This is a genomic window from Rhizobium phaseoli (assembly GCF_003985125.1).
GTDB classification, from domain to species: domain Bacteria; phylum Pseudomonadota; class Alphaproteobacteria; order Rhizobiales; family Rhizobiaceae; genus Rhizobium; species Rhizobium phaseoli.
The window spans coordinates 1-24,221 of the sequence record NZ_ML133565.1 but is presented as its reverse complement, the minus strand read 5'-3'; the positions used below and the strand labels follow the sequence as shown (position 1 = coordinate 24,221).

The window sequence follows — 24,221 nt, the reverse complement described above, 5'->3', positions numbered from 1 at the left end:
AAAACGCGCATTGCTTGTGACCATCACAAGAAAAATTAATCAAAAGAGAAGAGATCATGCGGTTGCCGTTGGAGTCTTTGCGCATATTGGAAGCGTGTGTTTCCACCGGTAGCTTCGCCCGTGCGGCCGAACAGTTATGCCTGACACCCGCGGCCGTCAGCCTTCGTATCCGCACATTGGAGGCCGAACTTGGCCAGCCGCTCTTCGAGCGAGCGGCTCGACCAGTTGTCCCAACGCCTGCCGCCGCTCTGCTGGCTGCTCGAGTTCGCGCGGCGCTGGAGAACGTCGCCGGCGCGATCGACGAATTTCAGGCAACCATCCCACCGCTCCGTTTGACCGCGCCTCCGACATTCGCGTCCCGCTGGCTTGCGCCACGTCTGGCACGATATCCCTCCGCAGGAACATCCCCCATCGAGGTCGATGTCTCCGCAGATGTCCGCGATCCCAGTGCGTTCGACGTTGCCATAAGGACCGGTCGTGGAGGATGGCAAGGGCTTGAAGAATATCCGCTTGTCCCCGTTGAAGTGACGCCAATGCTGGCGCCCTCTCTATTGGCAACGCGGACCGTGATCCTGCCGGATGCGCTTGCCGATTTCGAGCTTTTGCCTCATCCGGATTGGCATGCGTGGTTCAGGGGCGCCCGGTGCGAGCTATCGCGGGCTCTGCGATTCGTGGCGATCGATTATCCTACGCACGAGTTGGACGCTAATGCGGCACTGGCCGGCGTCGGCGTGGCGCTGCTGTCGCCGGTGTTGTTTCGGCCGCTTCTGGAAAAGGGATTGCTGATCGCGCCGTTCTCTTACGTGCTGAGCGGGCCCGCCTGGCATTTTGCGCTGATGCGCGCCGACGATCCGCGTCTCGCGCCCAGGCAGCTCTGCGCATGGCTCCGCGAGCAGGCTCACGAGCCCGTCTGACGCAGATCATTTCCTTCGTTCCGCACGACTCTTCGCGCCCAGAACCTCGCCCAGGGTCACGCTGGCCACTCGGGGAAGCGACCTCTGCGTAATCAAGGCTCTCAATTCTTCCGTCGATACCGGCCCGAAGCACCGTCCTGCGAAACCATAGTCCCAAGAAGTCAAAACACTCACCTGTCCAACGTGAAAAAATGTGGGCTCGCCCGGTGGGTACCGGACGAGCCATGGAGGCGATCACACGAACTGCACATTCGCTGGTTGGAGGCTCGCAACCGTCACGTTCTTGAGGATGATTTTGTCATCGGCGTCTGCCGTGATGATAACGTCGCTGCCCGATTGTGTGGAGGCCGCCAAGAGATGCGCCCAGTCGGCAAAGACCGAGCTATCGACAGCGAGCACGTCGTGGGCAGATCCGGAAGCGACAAAGCCCACGATCGTGTCTATCCCACCGTTGGCATCATAGACGAATGTGTCCGCAGCCGCGCCGCCGATCAAGATGTCGTCACCCCCGCCACCTGACAGCCGATTTGCACCGCTGCCGCCGGTGATGACGTTGTCGAGCGAATTGCCAGTTCCTGTGAACGCCGCTGTCCCGGTGTAGATGAGGTTTTCGACATTCGCCCCGAGTGTGTAGCTCGCCAGCGAGGTCTTGACTGTGTCGGTCCCCTCGCCGGCATTCTCGACCACCAGGTCACCGACATTGTCGACGACATAGATGTCATTTCCGGTGCCGCCTGTCAGCGTATCTGCGCCGGTTCCACCATCGAGCGTGTCATTGCCAGCCCCTCCGATGATCGCGTTCGCCGATGCGTTGCCCGTTCCCGCGAAGTCAGAAGACCCGGTGTGGACAAGGTTTTCGACATTCGTGAGCGAGGCCAGACTATAGCTGGCGAGCGCCGTCTTGATCGTATCAATCCCGGCGTTGGCAGCTTCGGTGACCACATCGCTGACATTGTCGACCATGTAGGTATCATTGCCCGCACCACCGACAAGCGTATCGACGCCGGCTCCCCCATCCAGGACATCGTTGCCAACCCCACCCGTAATTATATTGGCAAGCTCGTTGCCCGTCCCCGTGAAGTCAGCAGTGCCCGTGTAGGTGAGGTTCTCGACGTTGCTGATTGCGGCCAGCGAGTAGCTGGCAAGCGCCGTCTTGATCGTGTCGGTTCCGGCTCCGGCATTTTCGATGATGACGTCGTTCAGGCTGTCGACGATGAACGTGTCATTGCCGTAGCCCCCCATCAAGGTATCGTCGCCGGCACCGCCATCCAGGATGTTGGCACCGTCACCACCTCTGATGACGTTGTTTAACGCGTTCCCGGTACCCGTAAATGCCGCTGTTCCTGTATAGGTCAGGTTTTCAACATTGGCGACATTTGCCAATGAGTAAGTCGCGAGCGTTGTAAAGATCGTATCGCTTCCCTCACCGGCATTCTCCGTCACCACATCGCCAACATTGTCGACCACATAGTCATCGTCGCCGATGCCGCCGATCAGGTGATCGGCGCCTGTTCCACCGTCGAGGAAATCATCACCGCCGCCGCCGACAAGCGTGTCGGCGCCCGTGCCGCCCGTCAGCGTGTTGCTGAGCTCATTTCCCGTCCCTGTGAAGGCGGCAGTCCCGGTATAGGTGAGGAACTCGACATTCGCCCCGAGGGTATAGCTCGCAAGCGATGTCTTGATGGTGTCCATGCCCTCGCCGATGTTCTCGACGACGATGTCACCGGCATTGTCGACGACATAGGTGTCGTCACCGGTGCCACCGATCAGCGTGTCGGCACCTGCTCCGCCGTCGAGCGTGTCATTGCCCGAACTGCCAGTGATGACGTTGGCCGACGCGTTGCCTGTGCCGGTGAAGGCCGCCGTGCCGGTGTAGGTCAGGTTCTCGACATTGGCGAGCGAGGCCAGCGAATAGGTCGCCAGGCTCGTTCTGATCGTGTCGGTGCCCTCGCCGGCATTCTCGGTGACGACATCGCTGGCATTGTCGACGATATAGGTATCGTCGCCGGTGCCGCCGATCAGGTGGTCGGCGCCAACACCGCCGTCGAGCGTATCATTGCCGGCGCCGCCGGTCAGCGTGTCTGCGCCTGCACCACTCGTGATCATGTTGTCGAGGCCGTTGCCGGTCCCGGCAAAGGCTGCAGCACCCGTATAGACCAGGTTCTCGACATTGGCAGCCAGCGTGTAGGAGGCAAGCGCGGTCCTGACCGTGTCGGTGCCCTCGCCGACATTCTCGGTGACCACATCGCCGGCATTGTCGACGATGTAGGTGTCGTTGCCGAGACCGCCTGCCAGGTGATCGGCGCCGGTCCCGCCGGTGATGATGTTGTCGAGCGCATTGCCTGACCCGGTGAAGGCGGCCGTGCCGGTATAGGTCAGGTTCTCGACATTGGCGCCCAGCGTGTAGGTGGTCAGTGAGGTCTTGACCGTATCGGTGCCCTCGCCGGCATTCTCGGAGACGACATCACCGGCATTGTCGACGATATAGGTGTCGTCGCCCAAGCCGCCGATCAGTGTATCGGCACCTGCCCCACCGTCGAGCGTATCATTGCCGGCGCCGCCCGAGAGCGTATCGGCACCAGCCCCACCCGTGATCGCATTGTCGAGCTCGTTGCCGGTGCCGGCAAAGGCCGACGATCCGGTATAGGTGAGGTTCTCGACATTGGCGCCAAGCGTATAGGAGGCAAGCACCGTCTTGACGAGGTCGGTTCCGCCGCCGGCCGCCTCTACCACCACGTCGCCCGCATCGTCGACGATGTAGATGTCGTTGCCAGCGCCGCCCGAGAGCGTGTCGGCACCTGCGCCGCCATCAAGCGTATCGTTGCCGGCGCCGCCCGCAATGGCGTTCGCTGCGGCATTGCCGGTGCCAGTGAAGGCAACGGTCCCGGTGTAGGTCAGGTTCTCGACATTGCCGAGCGCGGCCAGCGAATAGGTCGCAAGGTTCGTTCTGATCGTGTCGGTGCCTTCACCGGCATTCTCGGTGATCACATCGCTGGCATTATCGACGATGTAGGTATCGTCGCCCGTGCCGCCGATCAGGTGGTCGGCGCCAGCGCCGCCATCAAGCGTGTCATTGCCGGAGGCGCCAGACAACGTATCGGCATTCGCACCGCCGGTGATGGCATTATCGAGCGCATTGCCCGTGCCGGCAAAGACTGCTGTTCCGGTCCCGGTATAGACCAGGGTTTCGACATTGGCGGCCAGCGTGTAAGAGGCGAGTGCCGTCTTGACGGTGTCGGTGCCCTCGCCGGCATTCTCGGTGATCACGTCGCCGGCATTGTCGACGATATAGGTGTCGTCGCCAGTGCCGCCGATCAGCGTGTCGGCGCCAGCGCCGCCATCGAGCGTGTCGTTGCCGGACCCGCCTGATATGACGTTCGCCAATGTATTGCCGGTGCCGGTGAAGGCGGCCGTGCCGGTATAGGTCAGGTTCTCGACATTGGCGAGTGCTGCCAGCGAGTAGCTGGCAAGTGCCGTCTCGATCGTGTCGGTTCCCGCACTTGCGGCTTCCGTCACCACATCACCAGTATTGTCGACGATATAGATGTCGTTGCCCGCACCGCCGACCAGCGTGTCGGCGCCTGCGCCACCGTCGAGGATGTCATTGCCGGCTCCACCGGTGATGACGTTGACCGCGGCATTGCCTGCCCCGGTGAAGTCGCCCGTGCCGGTGAAGGTCAGGTTCTCGACATTGGCGAGCGACGCCAGAGAATAGCTGTTCAGCGTCGTCTTGATCGTGTCGGTGCCGGCACTTGCGACCTCCACCACCACGTCGCCGATATTGTCGACCACATAGATGTCGTTGCCCGCCCCGCCCGTCAGCGTGTCCGCACCCGCTCCGCCGTCGAGCGTATCGGCGCCCACTCCACCCGTGATCGCATTGGCAAGCTCGTTGCCGGTGCCGGCAAAGGCCGCCGTCCCGGTAGAGACAAGGTTCTCGACATTGGCACCAAGCGTGTACGACGCCAGCGCCGTCTTCACCGTGTCGGTGCCCTCGCCGGCATTCTCTGTCACCACATCGCCGGCATTGTCGACGACATAGATGTCGTCGCCCGTGCCGCCGATCATCGTATCGGCACCCGCTCCCCCGACAATTGTATCATTACCAGCGAAGCCAAGAATCACATCGCTGCCGGCCGCGCCATCGATCGTATCGTCGCCGGTCCCGCCCGTCAGAATATCGTTGCCGGCGGTGCCGACAACGTCGATGCCATTCCCCGTCGTCGATGACAGATAGGACTGATTGACCGCAAGAGCGACCGCGAAGTCAGCCTTGGTGGTGCCGGATCCGAGTGCTGACGTCCAGAAAGAGGCCTCCAACGCGGTCGGCGCCCTACCAAGAGCATTGATGAAGAGCTGATTGACGAGATCTGCCGTTGACAGGCCGCCGTAGAGCGTCGTGAAAGCCGAGGAGGCCAGAATGTCATTGGCGACTTGGAACTGGGTTTCGGTACCGCCGGTGATGGCGGTTGCCTTCGACGCCGCTTCACTTGCCGACGGATCGCGGCCGAGCAGGACGCGATAGAGACGATCGACGGTTTCGGTCGCCGCGGCCTTGTCGGTCGAATGCAGGTATTTGCCAGAGGTCACATTGGTCGTGATGTGGTCATTGCCGACGACCTGATGTTCCGCACTCTCCGAAATCGCTAGTACCAAGGCCGCCCGCGTAATGCTGCCGGAACTCAGTTTGCCGAGCCACGTTTGCATCTCGCTGACGGATGCATTGCGTCCATAGGCATTCTGATAGAGCACTTCGACGAAGCCGACATTCGACAAGGTCCCGTAGTTCGACGTGAAGGCTGCGCTTGCAATGAGGTCGGTCGCAAGTTGCGTTGCGTTGAGGGCGCCCTGGGTCAGGTAGGTCCCGAGTTGCTCGCGCTCGGAGTTCTGCATGTCGCGGTCGAAGACGACATCGTAGATCCGCTGCATCTCGGCGACGTCGAGGTTTTCCTCGGTCATTTCGATCTGCGCCGATCCGCTGAGACCACGCACATTCGACCAGGTGATGGTATCGATGCCATCGGGATCGATCCCGTGCCGGACATAGGCGGTGACCGAACCGGTTGTCGAAACCGCTTCCCAGCTATAAGAGCCGTTCGCCTCGGCGGCGACCGATATGAATTCGTCGCCGAGATCGGTCGGCGCGCTCGTTGGATCGGACGGCGTGTCCGGCGACAGGATCGTGACATCAGTGCTGCGCCCATCGTCATCCACGTTGATGACGAAACCGTCGGCCGAACTGTCCGCCGCACCCGTGCGCCACGACTTGCCCGTAGGATAATCGAGCGACTGATAGGTGTTTCCTGCCGCATCGGTGTTGAACAGCTGGCTTTCGTCGATGACGCCGTCGCCATCGTGATCGAAGTCGGTGACAATCTCGAGGCCGTCGGCGCTTGTGATCCGGACAAAGCCGCTTCGCTTGGTCCCGTCGCTGTAATACGTTGTATTGGTCTCGACCAATTCCCCATTGGCATCGACGGTCGTGTTGTCGATCTGTGATTCCGAGACGCGCCCGGCTGCGTCGAGCTGAGAGAGTTGTGTCTTGCTCAGCCCGTCGGCGCTCGTGGTGCTGGTCACCTTGTCGAGGACGGCAATACCGTCAGGGGCGAGATCGGTAATGGTCTCGGTACGGCTGCCGTCCGGGTTGAGAACGGTAACATCCGTTCGCCGGCGATCGGTCACGCCGTCCCCGTCCGAATCGAAACTGTAATCGGTCTCCAGACCGTTCGCGCTGACTGACGTCGTCGAGCGATCCTTGAGGCTGCCGTCGGCATTGAAATTGGAGATCGTCGTCGTCCTGACGCCATTGCCGGCCGTCACAGTCGTTTCGCTGCGATCGGCAACGCCGTCGCCATCGCTGTCGCGGCTCTCCGTATGCGACAGGCCGTCAGCGCTGTCTGCGATCGTCTCCGAACGCAGCAGATGGCCGGTGACAGTATTCGAGAGTTGGACGGTTTCCGTCTTGCTGCCGTCGACATTCCGGATCGAGATGTCGGACTTTGCCGTTTTCGTTAGAAGGGTGGTCACGGTGTTCGTAATCAAGCCATCTGCCGAAACCGTCTGCACTTGCTGATCGACCAATCCGGTGACAGCCGAGCCTGATATCGCGGTGCCGGCGCTGGTTGTCGTCGTGGTGCTACCGTCGCTATTGTGGACGGTGAGCGCAGTTGTGGCCCAGGTGTGATTGCCGCTCCATTGCTGGGTGACGAGATCGCCGTTGGCGGAGGTGGTTTTGATGACCTGATCGATCACCTGGCCCGTCGTGTTCGTGTCCCGCAGCGTTTCCGTGCGCGAGCCGTCCGCATTCAGGACCGTCCCGTCGAACATCGTCTCGCTGTAAGACTCGGTATTGTCGCTATTGGTGAAATCGTTCTTGACGGTCTTCGTCAATCCATCGGCGCTGATCGTGGTCGTCTTGATTTCATTGAAGGCGACCGGGTTATTGATGCCGTAGGTTTCGACGATCGTTACCTTGGAGCCGTCGGCGTTGACCGAGCTGACCGTCGTCTGGGCATTGGTCGGCGGGATACCGTTCGACAGGTCGCTAGTGCTGCTTCTTCCATCGGCGCTCGCTGTCGTCAGAGTGTGGACGTATTTGAGGCGATTGACGCCGGCAACCCCGTCCTCAACATCGAGAATACTGCCGTCCGCGTTGCGCGTACGGACCTCCTGAACGGTCTTGTCGACGGAAGAATCGCTGCCAATATAGGTGTCGGTCGTCAGCGTCTGGCCATCGGCACTGATCGTCTTGACAGTCTTTCCTGTCTGCACGCTCCCGTCGCCGTTCGTCTGGGTGGATGTGACTGTCGTAGATCCGTCGGTATTGGTCGCGCTCGAGGTTACCGACCGGCTGTCAAAATCGCCATCGCCGTCGGCGTCCGTTGCGACGGTCTTGATCAGGCCGTCGGCCGACGTCGTCGTGACGACGCGCTTTTCGAGAACGGTCCCATCAGGACTGAAGGTCGAGACGCTGTCGACGGTACTCCCGTCGGCAGAAACCGTGACGGACTCGACGGTGTCGAAGCCTCCATCACCGTTAGCATCGGTTGTGATCGTCTTGGTCTTGCCGTCCGCCTGCTCTTTGGTGACGAGCCGGCTTCTGAGTGTCGCACCATTGGCAATGGTGATGGTCTCGGTCGTCGATCCATCGGAATTGAGCGTTATTATGTCAGTGGTCGTCGTATCGACCTGGCCGTCGCCGTCGGCATCGACAGTCGTGATTTTGTCATAGCCGCTATGGCTTGTCGTAATCGTTGTCCGATCGATGAGGGTGGTGCTGTTCCCGGCATAGTCGGAGACTGTCTCGGCTTGCGATCCGTCGGCGGAAAAAGCCGTCACGTCGCTTGCAACGCGATCGAAGGTCCCGTCGCCATCGAGGTCGAACTGGACAGTGATCTGCCGGCGGTTGGCGCTTGTTGTCGTCACACGGCTATCGACGTGATTGGCAGCCGCGGAGCTCGTCCCGGCGTAATCCGAAACAGTCTCCACATGGCTTCCGTCCGCGTTGAGCACCGTAACATCGCTCTTTTGCTGGTCGGCATCGCCGTCTCCGTCGCTGTCGGTCGTGACAAGCGAGGTCAGGCGATCGGCGCTCGTCGACGTCACCGAAGACTCAAGCAGATGCTTTCCGTCAGCGCTGTAGGTCGAGGAAGTGGTCGTTTCGCTGCCGTCGGCTGCGGTGATCTGGGCGCTGACCTGTTCCGGATTGGAAAACTGGTCGAGATAGGTGCTGGTCGTGATGTTCAGATGATCGGCACTTGTTGCCGTCACCGTCTTGCTGACCGGCGCCGACGACGACCCCGCAGTGTCGATGACGGTACGAGTTTGCGATCCGTCGGCGTTCAGGACCGTCGTGTCCTGTTCCGAACTATCCTTTGCGCTGGAGGATCCGAGGTATCGATCGACCGTCGTGCTTTTTCCATCCACGCTGACCGTTGTTACGGCCTTGCCGGTCTGGATGCTGTGTGCGCCGTTCCAGTTGATCAGCGTTGTGGTTGACGAGCCGTCGGCATTGATGACGATTGCCGTATCGGCCTGCTTGTCGAAATCGCCATCGCCGTCCTCGTCGGTGCGCACATTCTTCGACAACCCGTCGGCCGACGTCACCGTGACCGTCCGGTTCGACAGGATCGTCCCCGCCGGATTGAAGTCCGAAAGCGTATCCGTGATTGTTCCGTTGCCGGCAACCGCGATGGTTTCGACGGAATCGTAACCACCGTCGCCATTCGTGTCGGTCTCGATCGTCCTGGTTCGCCCATCGGCGCTCCAGGCGGTGACCGTGCGATCACGCAGCGATAGATCAGCGTTGGTATCCGTAACGGTCTCGACACGGCCGCTATCGGCCGCAATCACCGTGCTGTCCTGGCTTTTCTCTTCGAAAGTGCCGTCGCCATCGGCATCGGTACTCGTGGCGCGCACCAGGGAATCGGCGCTCAACGCCGTCACGGTCTCGCTGAGCAGCGAGCCATCGCCGCCGCGCCTGGTCTGTGTTGCCGTCGATGTGCCGTTGGCATTGACGACGATCACGTTTGAGGCACGCTGATCGACATGTCCGTCGCCATCGAGATCGGAGGTGATGGTCTTGCTTCGGCCATCGCCGCTCGTCACCGTTACGGTCTCGTCGATACGGCTGCTGCTGGCAGAACTCGTGCCCGCGTAGTCGCTGACATCTTCGGTCCGCGTGCCATCGCCGGCGACGGAAATCATGTCGGCCGTGGTCCCATCAACGATGCCGCGCCCGGTCGAATCCGAGTTCTGGGTCTTCGAAAGACCATCGGCACTGGTGATAGTGGTCGTCCGATCCTTTTCGGAACCGTCGGCGTTGAGGTCCGTGACCGTGACGGTCAGAGTGCCGTCTGCGGCGGTCGCATCCGTCTCCCGCTGCGTCGTGTGGCCGCCGCCAGTCTGGTCTCTCGATATCGTAACAAGCTTTCCATCAGCGCTGGTCGCCGTCGTCATGCTGTCGGTCAGGATCGTCCCGCCATTGCCGAAATCGGAAAGCGTTTCGGAGCGGCTGCCATCGCTTCCAATCACCGTCACATCCGTCTGCCGCTGATCGATGATGCCGTCGCCGTCGATGTCGATCGTCAGCGTGCGGCCCAACCCGTCCGCCGAAGTCGCCAGAATGCGCTCCGACTGCAGCGCGCCATCGGTGCCGCTGGCCTTGGTATCGATCATGGTCGATCCATCGGCGAGATGCGTGGTCGAAGTCGAGGTCACGACGCCGGTCTTGTCAAAGGCGAGCGACACGTCCGCGGCCGTTCCGGTCGAGCCGTTTGCTCGCGAGAATGCCGCCGTACCGCTGATTTTGGATCCATCGGGCTGCTCTGTCGTCTGATTGTTCGAAATCAGGTCGATCGACGTGATGCCGAGATCGGCAAGGCTCTTCAGCTGTTGCGTTCCATCGGCCTGCGTCACGACAACCTTGAAATCGGCAAAACGGCTGTCGCCGGCGTCGAGCTTTCCGTTGTGGTTGGTGTCGAAGACATCACGCAGCGCCTGCATGTCGGTCGTGGCGGTCGTGTCCCACGCGGTAAAATCGATCTCGCTTTTCTGGTCGATCTTGCCGTCGCCGTTCGCGTCGATCGCAAGCACACCATCGCCGGCCGCCGCCCAGGCCGTCAGGTGCTGCTTGCCGTCGCCGGCCATGTCGAAATAGGTGATCGACGACGTCTGCTGCGTCAGCTTGATACCATTGCCGTCGAGATCGAGGACGACGGGTTCGTCGTCGTCACTGTCGTCGTCGTCATCGTCGGAATAATCGTCGTCAAGATCACCATCGACATTCGGGAAGAAGCCGCCCGGGTCATAGTAGCTCGGCCCGGTGTTGATACTTACATTATGCTGCCCGCCGGAGTTGTTGTAGCTCACGCCACCAAGCGAACCGCTATCGGGATCGGCAGCGTCGCGGCTACTATCGTCCCTGTTGTCGTAGCTCACTTCATACTCATGCGACCCTTGTCCACTCGAAAAGGGATCGGATCGCGACGCCGAAGGACTATTGTCATCCGACTCGCTGCTGTAGGTCCAATCATCCTGATAGAAGTAATCCCAAGATTTCGGTGTATATCCCACACTGCTGAAGTCGAAGTTGGCGGGATCTGTGAAGTAACTCTCTGACGGATCTACAGGATTGCTTGAAGGTAACGGGATGCCGCCGAGGAAGCCTTCGCTGTTTCCATTCGAAGTTACATCGCCAATGAAAACAAGGCCGTCGCTATCTCCCGGAGACATATCGAAAGGCGCTACATTGATCGTTGGAAGTGATGGAGACAAAAATCCGCTAAAGAAATGCTCATCGGAAGCGTTATCCAGATATTGGCCCAGTTGATAGCCCAATGGAATGGATACGGCATTGGCGGGGGTGTTGCCAAACTCGTCGCCACTTAGGTCTATCTTCGAATTCGTTAAGGCGGCAAGGCGATTCAAAGCGCCGCCTCCCCATAAGGTGTCGTGCAGCGGAACCCCGGCAAAGTACGATACGAGGCCTAAGTGGAAAGAGGCTGCATCGACAAACGCCTGGACGAATGGTCCACCCCTCACAATTTCCCCATTAATTCCGAGATATGTTCGCTGCAGATCTTGAGAACCGCCTTCCCAAAAAGCACCTGCCATTGTGAGTTCGGGGGAAGGTGACGAAGAAAACCCTCCACTGAGAGCGTCCGTCGGCAATGGAGGGTTGCCGGAAATCATTCTTCCAAAATCAATCGCGGCTTGAATATTATAGTTTTCAGGAACGATCAGACGGTCGGTAATATTCTGTTCAGGCAACACAACACCATTGGCATCATAGATTATATTCACCTGACTAAGTCTTGGTCTATCAAGCAAAAGATTTTGATTGTAGACAGGCAGACCATCCACCTCCAGATACTTAGCCGGCACCAAATTATGGTTTATGTCTTTGACGTAAAAGGTGTTTTGCATTTTGCGACCTCAGAGGTAGGGGCAGTCAAGAAAGTAGACGTGGGTGGCAAATTGTTCAGGCGAGGAATGGCAGTCCACTAGGACCCCTCCTAGAGACCCTCGCTCAAGTTGATCTCTCCAGTAACCATCCTGCTTCTCTCGAGGACGCAGGACGTTGTCCGTAGGATCATAAATCAGGAATTTGTAAGAACCGTCGATGGTATCTCTGGAAAAACATAACGACGCTTGATTAGCTGCGAGAGGGGCAGCGGTAGGCGAACATTTTCCGCTCGCCTCAATATATTGGGCGTAGCCTCTAAGCACCCCCTCGGCAATTTGCCCAGGCGTCAAGGCTAATCCGCAGATCGCCAGAATTGTGATTGGAGTTAAAAACAATGTAGACCATTTGCCGCGCAATAATAACACTGCCCCAAAAATCAGAGAATAAACCACCAAACATGCTGACAAAAACCAGTACAATATTAGTATTTTCAGTATTTCTATATTCGTCCATAGAATCAATATCTGAAACATTAGCGATTGCAGCAAGGATACCACAATTGGGAACCTAAAAGCGAAAACAGTGCTTTTGCTGCTTGGCTTTTCGTGCGATTTTGAATTCAATTCCATTGCTCAACCATTACTTAAATCTGCTAGATTCCGTTGCGGAACAAGTGTTCTGGGAAATGGGCACCATTTCTGGGTCCGCATTGCGAAAGGTTCAAATCGACGAGCTATCCAGATTCGCCCACTGGTTTCCGGTGCATGTAGTTCGCTCGAACATCAGATTTACGATCGTCCGCTGACGCTGAAACATACTCACCGTTCCTTCAGCGTCCGGCTTGCCACTTCGACCGGAGGGGAAAACACATGACCAAGGATCCGCCTCGAACCGGTCTTGACCTCAGCCGTCGCGGACATTCCGGGCGAGAGCGGAACATCTGCGCCATCCGGTCGCTCCGCATTTCGTTCAGGCTTCAGTGTCACCGCGATGACGAGATTCTGAGTGCGCTCGGCACCAGTAAACAGCGACATTTCTGGATGTTCTGCGGCTGACGCTTCCGCCGCCCGACCGCGAGGCGGCCAGCGGAGAGCGCGATGCTGTCGTCGACGTATATTCCCACAGACCGATTCAGAGCCGATTGGTTGTCATGGGAAAGGATGTCAATTGCTTGGTGGTGCGCAGCGTAAGTTGCCGAGATCGTGTAGGCCATGAATGACTGAACAGCAAATGCCGCTCTGCCAACTTCTTTGTTGAATTGATCGAACTCATTCTTGAGGTCATTGAAACTGAATGTGACACTGAGTGTATTCATCAGGAGTTCTCGCGATCTTTTACCGTCTTGCGATAGATGTTGTATAGGTGCACAAAAAACGAAATAAAGAATATGGATGTCAGCGTGTTTGCCATGTACAGATTAAAGAATCCGCTTTCCCTAGATCCTATAAAAAAGTCTATCGTGTAGCACTTCATATTGTCGCAGGGTGTCGTCAATCTATAGTCTGATATGTATATGACGAAACATGCGGCTATCATTACCGCAGCCGCCACCGATGCGCTATTTATATTCCTTTCAACTGGGACTTTGCTGAGTCTGTAAAAAAAGCCCTCGTCAGTCACCTTGGCGCGGCGGGCCATCCACCAGGCGATGGGGAAGAAGGTCAAAGCGATTACAATCTGCGTAACCAAGAAGATGAGCAGATAGTCAGGGGTTCGAAATCGGTGAAACAACGCGAGAGATGAAATTGTCACCGCGACCATCAGAATCGCGAAAACGCCTTCCAAGCCAATTACGCTTCGTCGAAGCAGAATTCGACCTATTAAAAACAGGAAGATCAGAAACAAGAGGATGGGGATGGGCCCGATCGGGGAAAGCGGGCTTACAGGTACAAAATCACCGTTCACGCTCGGGTCCTCCACCGATATGATGAGACGACGGAAAATGCCGACCACCTCGGTTGCTGCGAGGGCGCATCGCATTTATCAAATCATCGCTCCTTCATCGCTTCGCTTGCCACCTCAACGAGAGGCGATAACACATAGGCCAGTATCCGCCTCGAACCGGTTCTGACCTCGGCCGTTGCCGACATTCCCGGCGAAAGCGAAACATCTGCGCCATCCGCCGGCATCGCATTTTGCTCGAGTTTCAGCGTCACCGCAAAAACCAGGTTCTGTGTCCGCTCGGCACCCCCAAACAGCGATGTCTGAAGCGCGGCAGCGGTGTCTTCCTCACGGCGCTCAGCATCCGGCTCTGGGATTGCATCGGTGGCAATCTTGACGATCGTCGCAGGAACTGTGCCGTACTGCGTGAACGGGAATGCATCCAGTTTCACCACCACCGGCTGGCCAACATGAACGAAGCCGATATCCCGATTAGGAACGTAGACCTCGAGCTCTAGCATGGCTCCTGCCGGAACGATCCTCAGAACCTCCTCCCCGGCCGTCACCACCTGGCCCTCGGTCGAAATCACTGAAGCCTGAACGACACCGTCGATTGGGCTGCGCACGGTCATCTGTGCCAGTTCGGCGCGGCTCTTTGCGAGGCGCTGTTCCAGATCTTCAGCCTGACGCTCGGCATCACCCAGTTTTTCGGTCTGATCGCTGACGAACGTGCTGCGGGTCTTCTCGATCTCGGCCTTGAGGACATCGATGCCTGCCACGGCGTCAGCAAGTTGGCCCTTTTGGATTGCAAACTGTGTTCGCTGCGTCTTTAAGGTTTCGGTCGCGTCGATGACGCCGGCAACTGGCCCTGCATTCTCACCAACGAGAGTACTCCGCATTGCAACCCGCTGCTGCAGCGTATCAACGAGCGACGCCTGCTCGTCGAGTGTATCGTGGAGATGGTTGCGCTCCCCTTCCTTCTGGCGCACTTGGGAACGCAATGACGTCAGCGATGCATCAAGCTGGCCAAGTTCGCTGGCGAGGATGGCGTCCTCCCGCTTGCGAAGCTTCTCGGGCACGTCTGCTGCCCAGTCAATACGAGCACCGCGGGGATCATCCGCTGCAGCCGCAGCAACAAGCGCCTCGCGCCGACGCGTAGCTTCGGCATGGACAGACGCAAGCGCGGTTTCGGCATCTCGTTCGTCGGCAATCGCTTCGGCAGAATCGAGTTGGAACAATACGTCGCCGCGATGCACTTCGGTTCCATTGGGAGGCGGCAGAACCACGACCTTGCCGCCATAGAGCGGCTGGACGACCTTGACCCGGCCAACCGGTTGAATCTTGCCCTGCGCAGTCGCGATGATGTCGATCCTGCCGATATAAGCCCATGCCAGGGCGATCGTTGCCAGCAGGCAAATGATCACGATGAGGGCGGTGCCGACTGGGGATGGCGGCGTTTCGAGAACCTCAAGTGCCGGGGCCAGAAACTCATGATCCGATCGGGTCCGCGACCGGCCTGGCAGGGCAAGGGTGCTCCTGTTCGTCGCGTTCATGCGCAGACCCTCGCATCGTTCTGCAAAGCCCAGAGCCTAGCGAAAAGGCCATCTGATTTGCGGAGCAGCTCTTCATGCGTACCCATCTCGACGATATGCCCGTCCGCCATGCCGATGATCCGGTGGCAGTTTCTGACCGCGGCAAGGCGATGGGCAATAATGATGACTGTACGCCCCTGGACGATGTGGCGCATGTTTTCCTGCACCACCCGCTCGCTCTCGTAGTCGAGCGCACTAGTCGCTTCATCGAAAATCAGGAGCGGCGGATTGGTGGCGAGCGCCCGGGCAATCGCGATGCGCTGGCGCTGGCCGCCCGAGAGATTGGCGCCCCGCTCCTCGATCAGAGTGTCATATCCCTGAGGCAGCCTAGATATGAACTCGTCAGCGCCCGAAAGTCTGGCCACCGTCATGACCTGCGCTCGCGGCAATGCCGGATTGGCAAGCGAGATGTTCTCATGGATCGTTCTGTTGAAGAGGAGATTTTCCTGCAGGACCACGCCGATATGACTACGGAGCCAGGCTGGATCCGTCTGCGATATATCCATCCCGTCGAGCAGGACCTGGCCTTCGTTGGCGAGATAGAGGCGCTGGATGAGTTTCGTGAGCGTCGATTTTCCGGATCCTGACGCGCCGACGATGCCGACGACTTCGCCCGGTCTGATGTGCAGGTTGATCCTCTTGAGAATATCCTGACTGCCCGGCCTGTACCGAAACGTCACATTGCGAAACTCGATCGATCCCCGCGGCGGAGGAAGAGTGAGGCGTGTGGCGGGAGCGCGCTCCATCGGCGTGTTGAGGATATCGCCGAGCCGGTCGATCGAAATCTGAACCTGCTGGAAATCCTGCCACAGCTGCGACAGCCGCAGAACCGGTCCCGTCGCCTGACCGGCGATCATATTGAAAGCGACCAGCGAACCGACAGACAGGTCGCCATTGATCACCGCCCGCGCGCCAAAGAGCAGCAGCAGCGCGCTCGAAAGCTTGCTGATATACTGGATGACGTTCTGACCGCCGGCGCCAAGAAGCGTCGTCCGAAACGCGGTTTTCACATAGGCGGCGAGCTTTTCTTCCCACTGCGCCTGCATGACGGGTTCAACCGCTGCCGATTTCACGGTCTGAATGCCGATAATCGCCTCGACTAAGAGCTGCTGGCTGACCGCGCCGCGATTAAACTTCTCCTTGATCATTTCACGGAGGGGCGGGCGGACGAGAATTCCGACAACGGCGTAGAGCGGGATCGAGCCGAGAACGATCAATGTCAGGCTCCAGGAATAGAGCCAAAGGATGCAGAGGAACACGATCGCAAAGACCAGATCAATCGCGGCGAAAAGCCCCTGCCCCGTCAGGAAATTCCTAATCGTCTCGAGCTCTCTTACCCGGGCGACCGTCTGTCCAGCGGACCGGGTCTCGAAATAGTCGAGCGGCAGGCGAAGCAGGTGCCGGAAAAGCCGTTGTCCGAGTTCGACGTCGATGCGGTTGGTGGTGTGGGAAAGTGCATAGGTCCGCAGATACTGCAGCACGACGTCGAAGAGCCCGATGATCGCAATGCCGGCGACGAGGACGAAAAGCGTCGAATAGCCTTTGTGCGTCAGGACCTTGTCGACCACCACCTGGAAGAACAATGGCGTCACCAGCGCGAAGATCTGGACGAAGAGCGAGGCGACAAGCACATGCGCCAGCGGTTTGCGGTACCGCCACAGCGACGGAAGAAACCACTTCAGGCCGAAGGTCCTGGGATCTGCTCCCGCACCTCCAAGCTTTCGGGCGACAAGGATCGCGGACCCGCCGCACTCGCGGAGAAGCTCGCTGGCGCCGAGTTCACGATCGGCGCGCGTGACCGGATCGACAAGCCTATAGAGGCCCGACGCCGTGGGGCCACCCAGAACGGCAAAGGTTCCCTCGGAGAGGCGAACGATAGCGGGCACTGGCAGGGTTTTCAGCCGCGCCTCGGTGAGATTAACGGTCGCTCGCGCCCTCAGCCCGATTGCCGCTGCGGCGCGCAGGATTTCACGCTCGCTCGCCACCCCTCTGCCAAGTGACAATTCATGGTGGAGGTGGTTGGGGTCGGCTGCAATCCTATAGAAGGCTGCGATCCCGCACAGCGCGCGCAGGCCGCTATCGAGCGGCTGTGCCGGAGCAGTGGCGATACCAGCATCAAAGCTGCCCATGCGGAGGTCATTTCCTTAGCCGAGCCAAGGAGAGCGATCTCTCCTATAGCGTGTTGCTTATGCGCCCCCGCACTCGCTTTTGGTATTGGGGTCTCGCAAGAAACGCCATGTGCAATTTTGTCGCATCTCCGGCCGTTTTACTTCGTGAGCGCCGAGCTTCGGAACTCATCGCGTATAGTAATATTAAGCTAAAATAAAAATTTGGCGGATTCAGCAATAACACGGGAACCAATGGAGTATACCATTATAAATTACGCACATTATCAATTGCGTTAACGATATATGTGCAGATGTAATATAGTATATTTTCGAAACCGTGCAATACAGCTCACTTAACTATGCCGACACATGAGGGTCAGCCATTAAGCGCTTAAGGCGCGAAAGCCGGGCTCTGGCCCTCAGAGAAACGAAGCCCCGCCTGGTGGATAAGTCTTCATGACGTCTTACGGTAGGTGGCATCCGCCTGTCGAGCGTTCTGGACGATTTTAATCGAAGTGCTTTTCTGCTCGCCGAGCCAGTTCCCTTCGATCCATTATGCGATCTTTTTAGCCCAGAGCGTGAACACCATGGCAACAGGCTTGGCACTGACTCTAGGCTGTAGTGACAAATTAATGATTTGGGATTCCGTTTTGGGAGCAAATCAGATTCAACGCTGACTTTTGGAGGTTGGCGATGGATGGTGAGGTTCTTCGAGACGATCAATGGGAGCGGCTGAAGCCGTTAGTGCCCGGCGGTCGCAAAGGCCGGCGCGGTCCGCGTAGTGACGGACGCCGGTTCTTCGATGCGGTGTTGTGGCTCGCCCGGTCGGGCGCGCGCTGGCGTGATCTGCCGGAAGACCGCTTCGGCCCCTATCAGACGATCAAACGGCGCTACTATCGCTGGATCGAACAGGGCATCTTCGACAAGATTTTCGAAGCCGTCGCGATCGATCCGGATATGGAGCGGTTGTCCATCGACGCCACGGTGATCCGGGCACAAGCGCAAGCGGCAGGCGGACGCCGAAAAAGGGGGGACCGCAAGCCCAGGCTCTCGGCCGTTCCGGCGGGGGATTTGGCAGCAAGATCCATGCAGTAGTCGATGCGCTCGGCTTGCCGGTGCGATCTCGTCCGGGGGCTGCCGGCCAAGCAGGTGCTCGCCGACCGCGCCTATGACGCCGACAGCCTGCATGACATTATTCTCGAACAAGGTGGCGAACCGGTCATTCCACCACGCCGTCAGCGAAAGTATCAGCATGCCTACGACCGCATCGCCTACAAGGCCCGCTGGGGGATCGAGAGCTTCTTTGCAAAGCTCAAGCAGTGGCGGCGAATCGCAACGCGCTACGACAAAGTCGCCGCCAACTTCATGGGATTCATCAAAATCGCCGCCATCATGCTCTGGCTCAAATGATTAAATTGTCCCTGCAGCCTAAAGCTTTCGCTGTGCCAGCGATGAAGGAATCCTGGCTAAAGCGGATGCCCGCTAGTCGCTAGAACCATCCCTCGGAAACAGGAAACCGATCATCGGGTGGAGGTTTGCGGCGTGTGAAACCTCATTCTTTTGGATAACTTTCCGCGCCCCGTAAAAGCGTCATACTATCTTGGCGGGAAATCCGGAGAGGGGCATGCAATATCGCCAGAGGTCGGTGCTGTTCGCAGCACCTTGGCTGATCATCGGAGCTGCCGCAGCCGGCGCTTCGGGCGGCATAACCATTGCAGACTTTGAAAAGCCCGAACTGCTAATCGCCGCGCTGTTCGTGGGTATTATCATCGGCATGGCCGTTGAGCAGTACCTAACCGCGACGAGCAGACTGGCGTGGCGAGAGAGAAACAGGTCGCAATCGGAGGAAAGGCGCTGGAACGAGCGCGTCATACAAGGCCCCTGGCTTCAGACCCCAGCTGCTCAGCCATTGCGGCCAATCGATGCCACGGATCAACTGCGTATCGTGATGCGCTCGAAGTTCACCATCCAACCATTACTGAACAAGAGCGAAGCCCGGGTGTTTCGGGAACTCGACAGTGTGGTGATCGGCTGCAATTCGTCCTGGCAGGTGATGGCTCAGGTTTCACTGGGCGAGATCCTGCGAAGTGCCGACCCAGACGCCTACAGTTGCATCAATTCCAAGCGTGTCGACTTACTGCTCGTGGACAGCAACTGCCGACCGCGGCATGTCATCGAATACCAAGGCGGAGCGCATCATCAAGGCGCAGCGGCCGCGCGCGACGCCGTAAAGAAAGAGGCGTTGCGACGCGCCGGAATTGGCTACCACGAGGTGGTGGCTGGCCAAACGACCCCGTCGGAACTCAGGCGATTGGTCGAGAAGCTGGTGGACAAGCCGAGTGTCACCTAACGCGACCCCATCACCAATGCCTGCAAGGTTGAGCCTCTTCGATTGGAGGAAACCATCTTCTTGGCTTGATGGAATTGAGGCGCACCCAAGATGATCTCCGATTTCCAGGCAGTCCGCGAAAATCTATTTCCGGCCAGTCACGGAGCGATCGAGGACTGGGAGACGTTTCCCTGGCATCGTGACCGAACCAACCGAATTCAGGCCTATAAGGTGCATTCGTCGCAAGCCATTGCAATCGATGTGTTCGGCACACTCAAAACGAGCACAGATCGCGACCGCATTTTCGACGCCATCGCCGAGCGTGTGGGAGTGGCGCCGGGTGGTCCATGGGCGATAACACTCGAGTGGACCGATACTGATCGGCTTCTGGGGGAACCGAGGCCGACGCAAGTCGATGCACTTGCTATCGGCTCCGCGGCAGCACTCGTCATCGAGTGCAAGTTCACCGAACCCGGAGGACAATGTAGCCAAACCGCGGTGTCAGGCTTTGGCGAGCGCCAATGCAACGGAAGCTACGTCGATCAGATCAACCCGGGCAACGGCGTGCGCTCACAGTGTGCTCTTACAGGCAAGGGCATTCGTTACTGGGAATATATCCCAACGGTCTTCGCTCTCGATACGGGTGTTGACCATACGCCCTGCCCTTTTAAGGGAGATGCCTATCAGTGGATGCGCAACGCCGTGCTGGCGGCAGCGCTCGGCAAGCACCGCCATCTTCAAGGAACTGCTCTCGCAGTCTTTGCCGATCACCCCAGTTTCCCGACGGCGCGGAAGGCGAAGCGGGGTCTGATGGATCCCAGTCTCGCGGGCCAATCTGCGATCACGCCCGTCTCATACCAGCAGATCATTGCGATCGCTTGCCAAGTCGGCCTCGACCGAGAACTCTGGAACGGCCTTGCTGCATGGGTCGATCACAAGATTGCTACGGCAGCAATGGGTTCACCTTCGAGCTAGCCTAGCCACTGGCGAAATTGACGGACCGACACCCAGAGGTGCGTTGGAACCTAGGACCGAGGAACCCGCTAGCCGTTGTAAATTCCTGAAATGGGAGGAAGTCTTGACTGAAGGGCACATATACATCCTATTCAATCCAGCCTATCGCGCAAACCAGTATAAGATCGGAATGACGACTCGGACGCCCGAAGAAAGGGCCGCCGAGATCTCGTCAGCGACGGGAGTGCCTCAAAACTTCGAAGTGCTGTTGTCCAGACGGGTGACGGATTGTCATCGGGCGGAACGGTTGATCCATCAGAGGTTGGCGGAGCATCGGTCCGGTTCGGACCGTGAATTCTTTCAGGTCAGTCTCAGTTTCGCGATTGATATCCTCAATGAAGTTGCCGCCTCAGTCGGACTTCGTCCGGAGAAACCAGCTGTACAGGAACCCAGCGCTCCGATGGCTGATACTGTGACCACAGGCGACATCGATCTTGTCCCGCGTAAACCTTCCGTAGGACCACAGAGGAGAAGGCAAGGAACGCCGGAAGGCACGGCCTCTTTCGAGGATCACATTGCCTACGCCGACGCAGTCAGGCAGCCGCTTCTGCGTGAGCTCCGTGACCACATACTGGCGATTGATGGCCGCTTGCGTTCGGGCGAGGTCGTCACGTCTCGGCAACGCATCGCCTACAAGGTTTCGGGCGGGACGAACTTTCTGGAGATTAAGGTCCAGCGAAGGGCAATCCTGATGCGCCTGCCGGAGACCAGCTTGGTGGACGTTGAAGAGAAAGTGCGAAAGATACCCGAGACGCACGGATGGGGGCGATTGAAGGACGAAATCCGCATTTCGAGCGCTCCCGATGTCAAATACGCGCTTCCGTTTGTAGAAGCTGCATGCCGGACAGAACGTAAGCGTCCGGTGAGCCTTCTTTTTCGAGCTGAAGGCGCAAAACCGGCGCTCCAATTCACCGCTCGTACCAATCCTCGATCAATGCCGCCAGTTTCGCACCTTTAATCTGTGTGGAGTTTGATTGAACATATTCCAACAAACGCTTCCTCGCGGCACTCGGAAACTCGACTTCGGGAATGCCCTTCCCGGCATCGTACATATGGTAGTGGTTTGCGAAATTTTGGCGTGCGCGAGCCAGCGAATAATCCCCGTTCGGTCCATGCCAAACTTCATCGGCATGGGGATCGTCTTGGCTATCGTCCTCCCAAAAACAGACGACACATACGTCGAACCTGTTTCGTTGTTCTAAGGTCGGGAGTTTGCAACATAGGCAAAGTTGAAGGTTCATGGGCACCCGTAACCTATCGCGATCAAGATCATGATATTTGCATCATCACGCGTGCTGCAACAGGGTAAGCGTCCCTTCAAGCCAGATGCGAAGGAATTTATAGGTTCCACGGCAGGAGTTCATCGACCCTGTTGATGGGGTGATCGGCGATGCGGGTGAGCACATCCCGCAGGTAAGCTTCCGGATCGAGGCCGTTGAGCTTTGCTGTCTCGATCAGCGATAGGATCGCGGCAGCGCGTTCGCCGCCTTTGTCCGATCCCGCGAACAGCCAGTTCTTGCGTCCGAGCGCAATCGGCCGGATTGCCCGTTCGGCAGCATTGTTGTCGATCTCGATACTGCCATCATCAAGGAAACGGCAAAGCGATTTCCAACGGGAAAGCGCATATCGGATCGCTTCCGCTGTGCCGGATTTTTGCGGCAGGCGTTTGAGGTTGTCGTCCAGCCAGGACTGCAGGGCTTCGACCCTGGGCTTGGCTCTTTCCTGCCGCGCAGCTTTCCGCATGTCTGGTGACTCCCCACGGACCGCCTTCTCTATATCGTAGAGTTCACCTATCCGCCGCAGCGCTTCCTCGGCAATTGGCGCTTTGCCTGACGTCGTCAGGTCGAAGAACTTGCGTCTTGCATGCGCCCAGCAGGCGGCTTCGAGAATGGCCGGCGGGCCGCCTGGTTTGTGTGGTTCATAGAGGTCACGGAAGCCCGCATAGCCGTCGGCATGCAGCACGCCGGAGAAGGTGGCCAGATGCTGCCTGGGATGCAGTCCCTTGCGATCCGGACTGAAGAAGTAGCAGACGGCCGGTGGTGTCGTGTCGCCATGGGGACGGCCGTCGCGAACATAGGTCCACAACCGGCCGGTTCTGGTCTTGCCCTTGCCGGGCTCCAGCACCGGAACGGGCGTGTCGTCGCCATGAAGTCGATGGCCTGCGAACACATGCTCCCGAAGCTTGATCAGCAGCGGCTCCAGCAAGGTGCTGGCCTTGCCGATCCAGTCCGCCATGGTCGAGCGCGAAAGATCGACGCCTTCCCGCGCGTAAATCTCAGATTGGCGATAGAGCGGCAGGTGATCGCAGTATTTGGCGATCAGCACATGGGCGACCAGACCCGGTCCCGGCTTGCCGCGTTCGATGGGCAGTGACGGCATCTCGGCACCTGCGTATCACAGCCCTTGCAGGTGAACCGCGGCTGGATATGACGCACGACACGGAACGAGGCCGGGACGTAGTCGAGAACCTCGCTGACAGTCTCGCCTGCACGGATGAAGTCGGAGCCGCCACAGACCGGGCATGAGCACGTTGCCTGGTGCGTCACGTCATGGCGCGGCAGATGATCGGGCAGTGGCTGGCGGCTCGGCTTGGCTTTTGCCGCACCGGCAGTCGACGGTGATGCCGGAGGCATGGCTTCTGCCTCGGTCGTCTCGATATCTTCCAAGGCCAGTTCGAGCTGTTCAATGGCGCGGTCCATCTTCTCGGACGACGAGCCGAACCGTGCTCGTTTGAGAACCGCAAGCTGCGCCTTCAATTTGTCGATCAGGGTGTCACGGGATTGGAGCTTTCGAGCCTGTTCAGCCAGTTGATCTGCCTGCTCTGCGATAATGGCTCGCAACGCATCGACATCATCAGGTAGGATCGAGTGGCTCGTTTCCATGCCCAAAATCTATATCTGATTTGGCGTTAGATCGCCACCTATCTATCTGTAAAGATTGACGTCTGTTCTACACCACCCGTGTCGGTGCAGATGTCCAGGCCGGACGTCGCCAGTCGATACCCTCCCACAGCATTGATAGCTGCGCCGATGTTAGCCGGGCAGTGCCATCGGTCGCAGACGGCCAGGGAAAGCGGCCCTTCTCCAGGACCTTGTAGTAGAGGCAAAACCCCTGGCCATCCCAAAACAAAAGCTTGATGCGATCACCGCGACGGCCTCGGAACGCAAACACCGAACCGGACGTGGGCTTCTGGCGAAGCCCATCGATCCCCTTGCGCATGTCCGTCACGCCGCAGGCGAGATAAACGCGCACATTTGCGCCTGGCGCAATCATGCGTCTTCCACCGAGCGGATCAGCGCTTTCAGGACGTCAGGCGCTATATTGGCCTCGACCTTCAAGACACGGCCGCCCTTGCAGCGTAAGCCTCCGGTGAAGGCCGCAGGTCAGGCCGCTTGAGCGTTGACGGTCGGCGGCGTCCAATTCCACGGAAGCAACTGCTCCAGCCTGGTAATCGACGTATCAGCGATGCTGGCAAGA

Annotated in this window: 13 protein-coding genes and 1 pseudogene; 6 read left to right on the top strand and 8 right to left on the bottom strand. The window is 58.6% G+C overall.

Annotated elements, in window-relative coordinates:
• Window positions 1–56 precede the first annotated feature (56 nt).
• Complete coding sequence (locus tag EFD56_RS00075; RefSeq protein WP_126904387.1) at window positions 57–914, top strand: LysR family transcriptional regulator; 858 nt, start codon at window positions 57–59, stop codon at window positions 912–914.
• A 234-nt stretch (window positions 915–1,148) separates the two neighbouring features.
• On the opposite strand, the gene EFD56_RS32900 is transcribed toward EFD56_RS00075, so the two are convergent.
• The 5 genes from EFD56_RS32900 to EFD56_RS00040 form a co-directional block, all read right to left on the bottom strand.
• Window positions 1,149–10,853 carry a beta strand repeat-containing protein gene (locus tag EFD56_RS32900; RefSeq protein ID WP_206513403.1) on the bottom strand — a complete coding sequence of 3,235 codons (9,705 nt, stop codon included), beginning with the start codon at window positions 10,851–10,853 and terminating at the stop codon, window positions 1,149–1,151.
• 1,949 nt (window positions 10,854–12,802) lie between these two features.
• Window positions 12,803–13,135: a hypothetical protein gene (locus EFD56_RS00055; RefSeq protein ID WP_037118365.1), complete on the bottom strand. Its 333-nt coding sequence runs from the start codon at window positions 13,133–13,135 to the stop codon at window positions 12,803–12,805.
• Window positions 13,135–13,725 carry a hypothetical protein gene (locus EFD56_RS00050; RefSeq protein ID WP_126904386.1) on the bottom strand — a complete coding sequence of 197 codons (591 nt, stop codon included), beginning with the start codon at window positions 13,723–13,725 and terminating at the stop codon, window positions 13,135–13,137. Before EFD56_RS00050 ends, EFD56_RS00055 begins: the two co-directional genes overlap by 1 nt.
• Window positions 13,726–13,808: 83 nt before the next feature.
• On the bottom strand, window positions 13,809–15,254 hold the full coding sequence (locus tag EFD56_RS00045; protein WP_126904385.1) for an HlyD family type I secretion periplasmic adaptor subunit: 1,446 nt from the start codon (window positions 15,252–15,254) through the stop codon (window positions 13,809–13,811).
• The gene (locus tag EFD56_RS00040; RefSeq protein ID WP_164736810.1) at window positions 15,251–17,422 is read right to left on the bottom strand and encodes a peptidase domain-containing ABC transporter; all 2,172 of its coding nucleotides are present in this window, start codon (window positions 17,420–17,422) and stop codon (window positions 15,251–15,253) included. The genes EFD56_RS00045 and EFD56_RS00040 overlap by 4 nt, the downstream gene beginning before the upstream one ends.
• Window positions 17,423–18,094: 672 nt before the next feature.
• On the opposite strand from EFD56_RS00040, the gene EFD56_RS33445 reads away from it, so the two are divergent.
• The 5 genes from EFD56_RS33445 to EFD56_RS00020 all read left to right on the top strand — a co-directional run bounded on the left by EFD56_RS33445 (window position 18,095) and on the right by EFD56_RS00020 (window position 21,702).
• The gene (locus EFD56_RS33445; RefSeq protein WP_281040028.1) at window positions 18,095–18,496 is read left to right on the top strand and encodes an IS5 family transposase; all 402 of its coding nucleotides are present in this window, start codon (window positions 18,095–18,097) and stop codon (window positions 18,494–18,496) included.
• 54 nt (window positions 18,497–18,550) lie between these two features.
• Entirely contained in the window at window positions 18,551–18,811 is a 261-nt protein-coding gene (locus EFD56_RS33440) for a transposase (RefSeq protein WP_281040027.1), read from the top strand.
• 214 nt (window positions 18,812–19,025) lie between these two features.
• On the top strand, window positions 19,026–19,751 hold the full coding sequence (locus EFD56_RS00030) for a DUF2726 domain-containing protein (protein WP_126904384.1): 726 nt from the start codon (window positions 19,026–19,028) through the stop codon (window positions 19,749–19,751).
• 90 nt (window positions 19,752–19,841) lie between these two features.
• Complete coding sequence (locus EFD56_RS00025; protein WP_126904383.1) at window positions 19,842–20,705, top strand: PGN_0703 family putative restriction endonuclease; 864 nt, start codon at window positions 19,842–19,844, stop codon at window positions 20,703–20,705.
• A 103-nt stretch (window positions 20,706–20,808) separates the two neighbouring features.
• Window positions 20,809–21,702 carry a GIY-YIG nuclease family protein gene (locus tag EFD56_RS00020; protein ID WP_245440520.1) on the top strand — a complete coding sequence of 298 codons (894 nt, stop codon included), beginning with the start codon at window positions 20,809–20,811 and terminating at the stop codon, window positions 21,700–21,702.
• Here the strand turns inward: EFD56_RS00020 and EFD56_RS33655 are convergent.
• The 3 genes and pseudogenes from EFD56_RS33655 to tnpB form a co-directional block, all read right to left on the bottom strand.
• Complete coding sequence (locus EFD56_RS33655) at window positions 21,653–21,985, bottom strand: CPCC family cysteine-rich protein (protein WP_126904382.1); 333 nt, start codon at window positions 21,983–21,985, stop codon at window positions 21,653–21,655. The genes EFD56_RS00020 and EFD56_RS33655 overlap by 50 nt on opposite strands.
• 97 nt (window positions 21,986–22,082) lie before the next feature.
• Window positions 22,083–23,626, bottom strand: a pseudogene (tnpC, locus tag EFD56_RS00010) (IS66 family transposase).
• Window positions 23,627–23,693: 67 nt separating this feature from the next.
• Complete coding sequence (gene tnpB / locus EFD56_RS00005; RefSeq protein WP_126904381.1) at window positions 23,694–24,017, bottom strand: IS66 family insertion sequence element accessory protein TnpB; 324 nt, start codon at window positions 24,015–24,017, stop codon at window positions 23,694–23,696.
• Window positions 24,018–24,221: the final 204 nt, after the last annotated feature.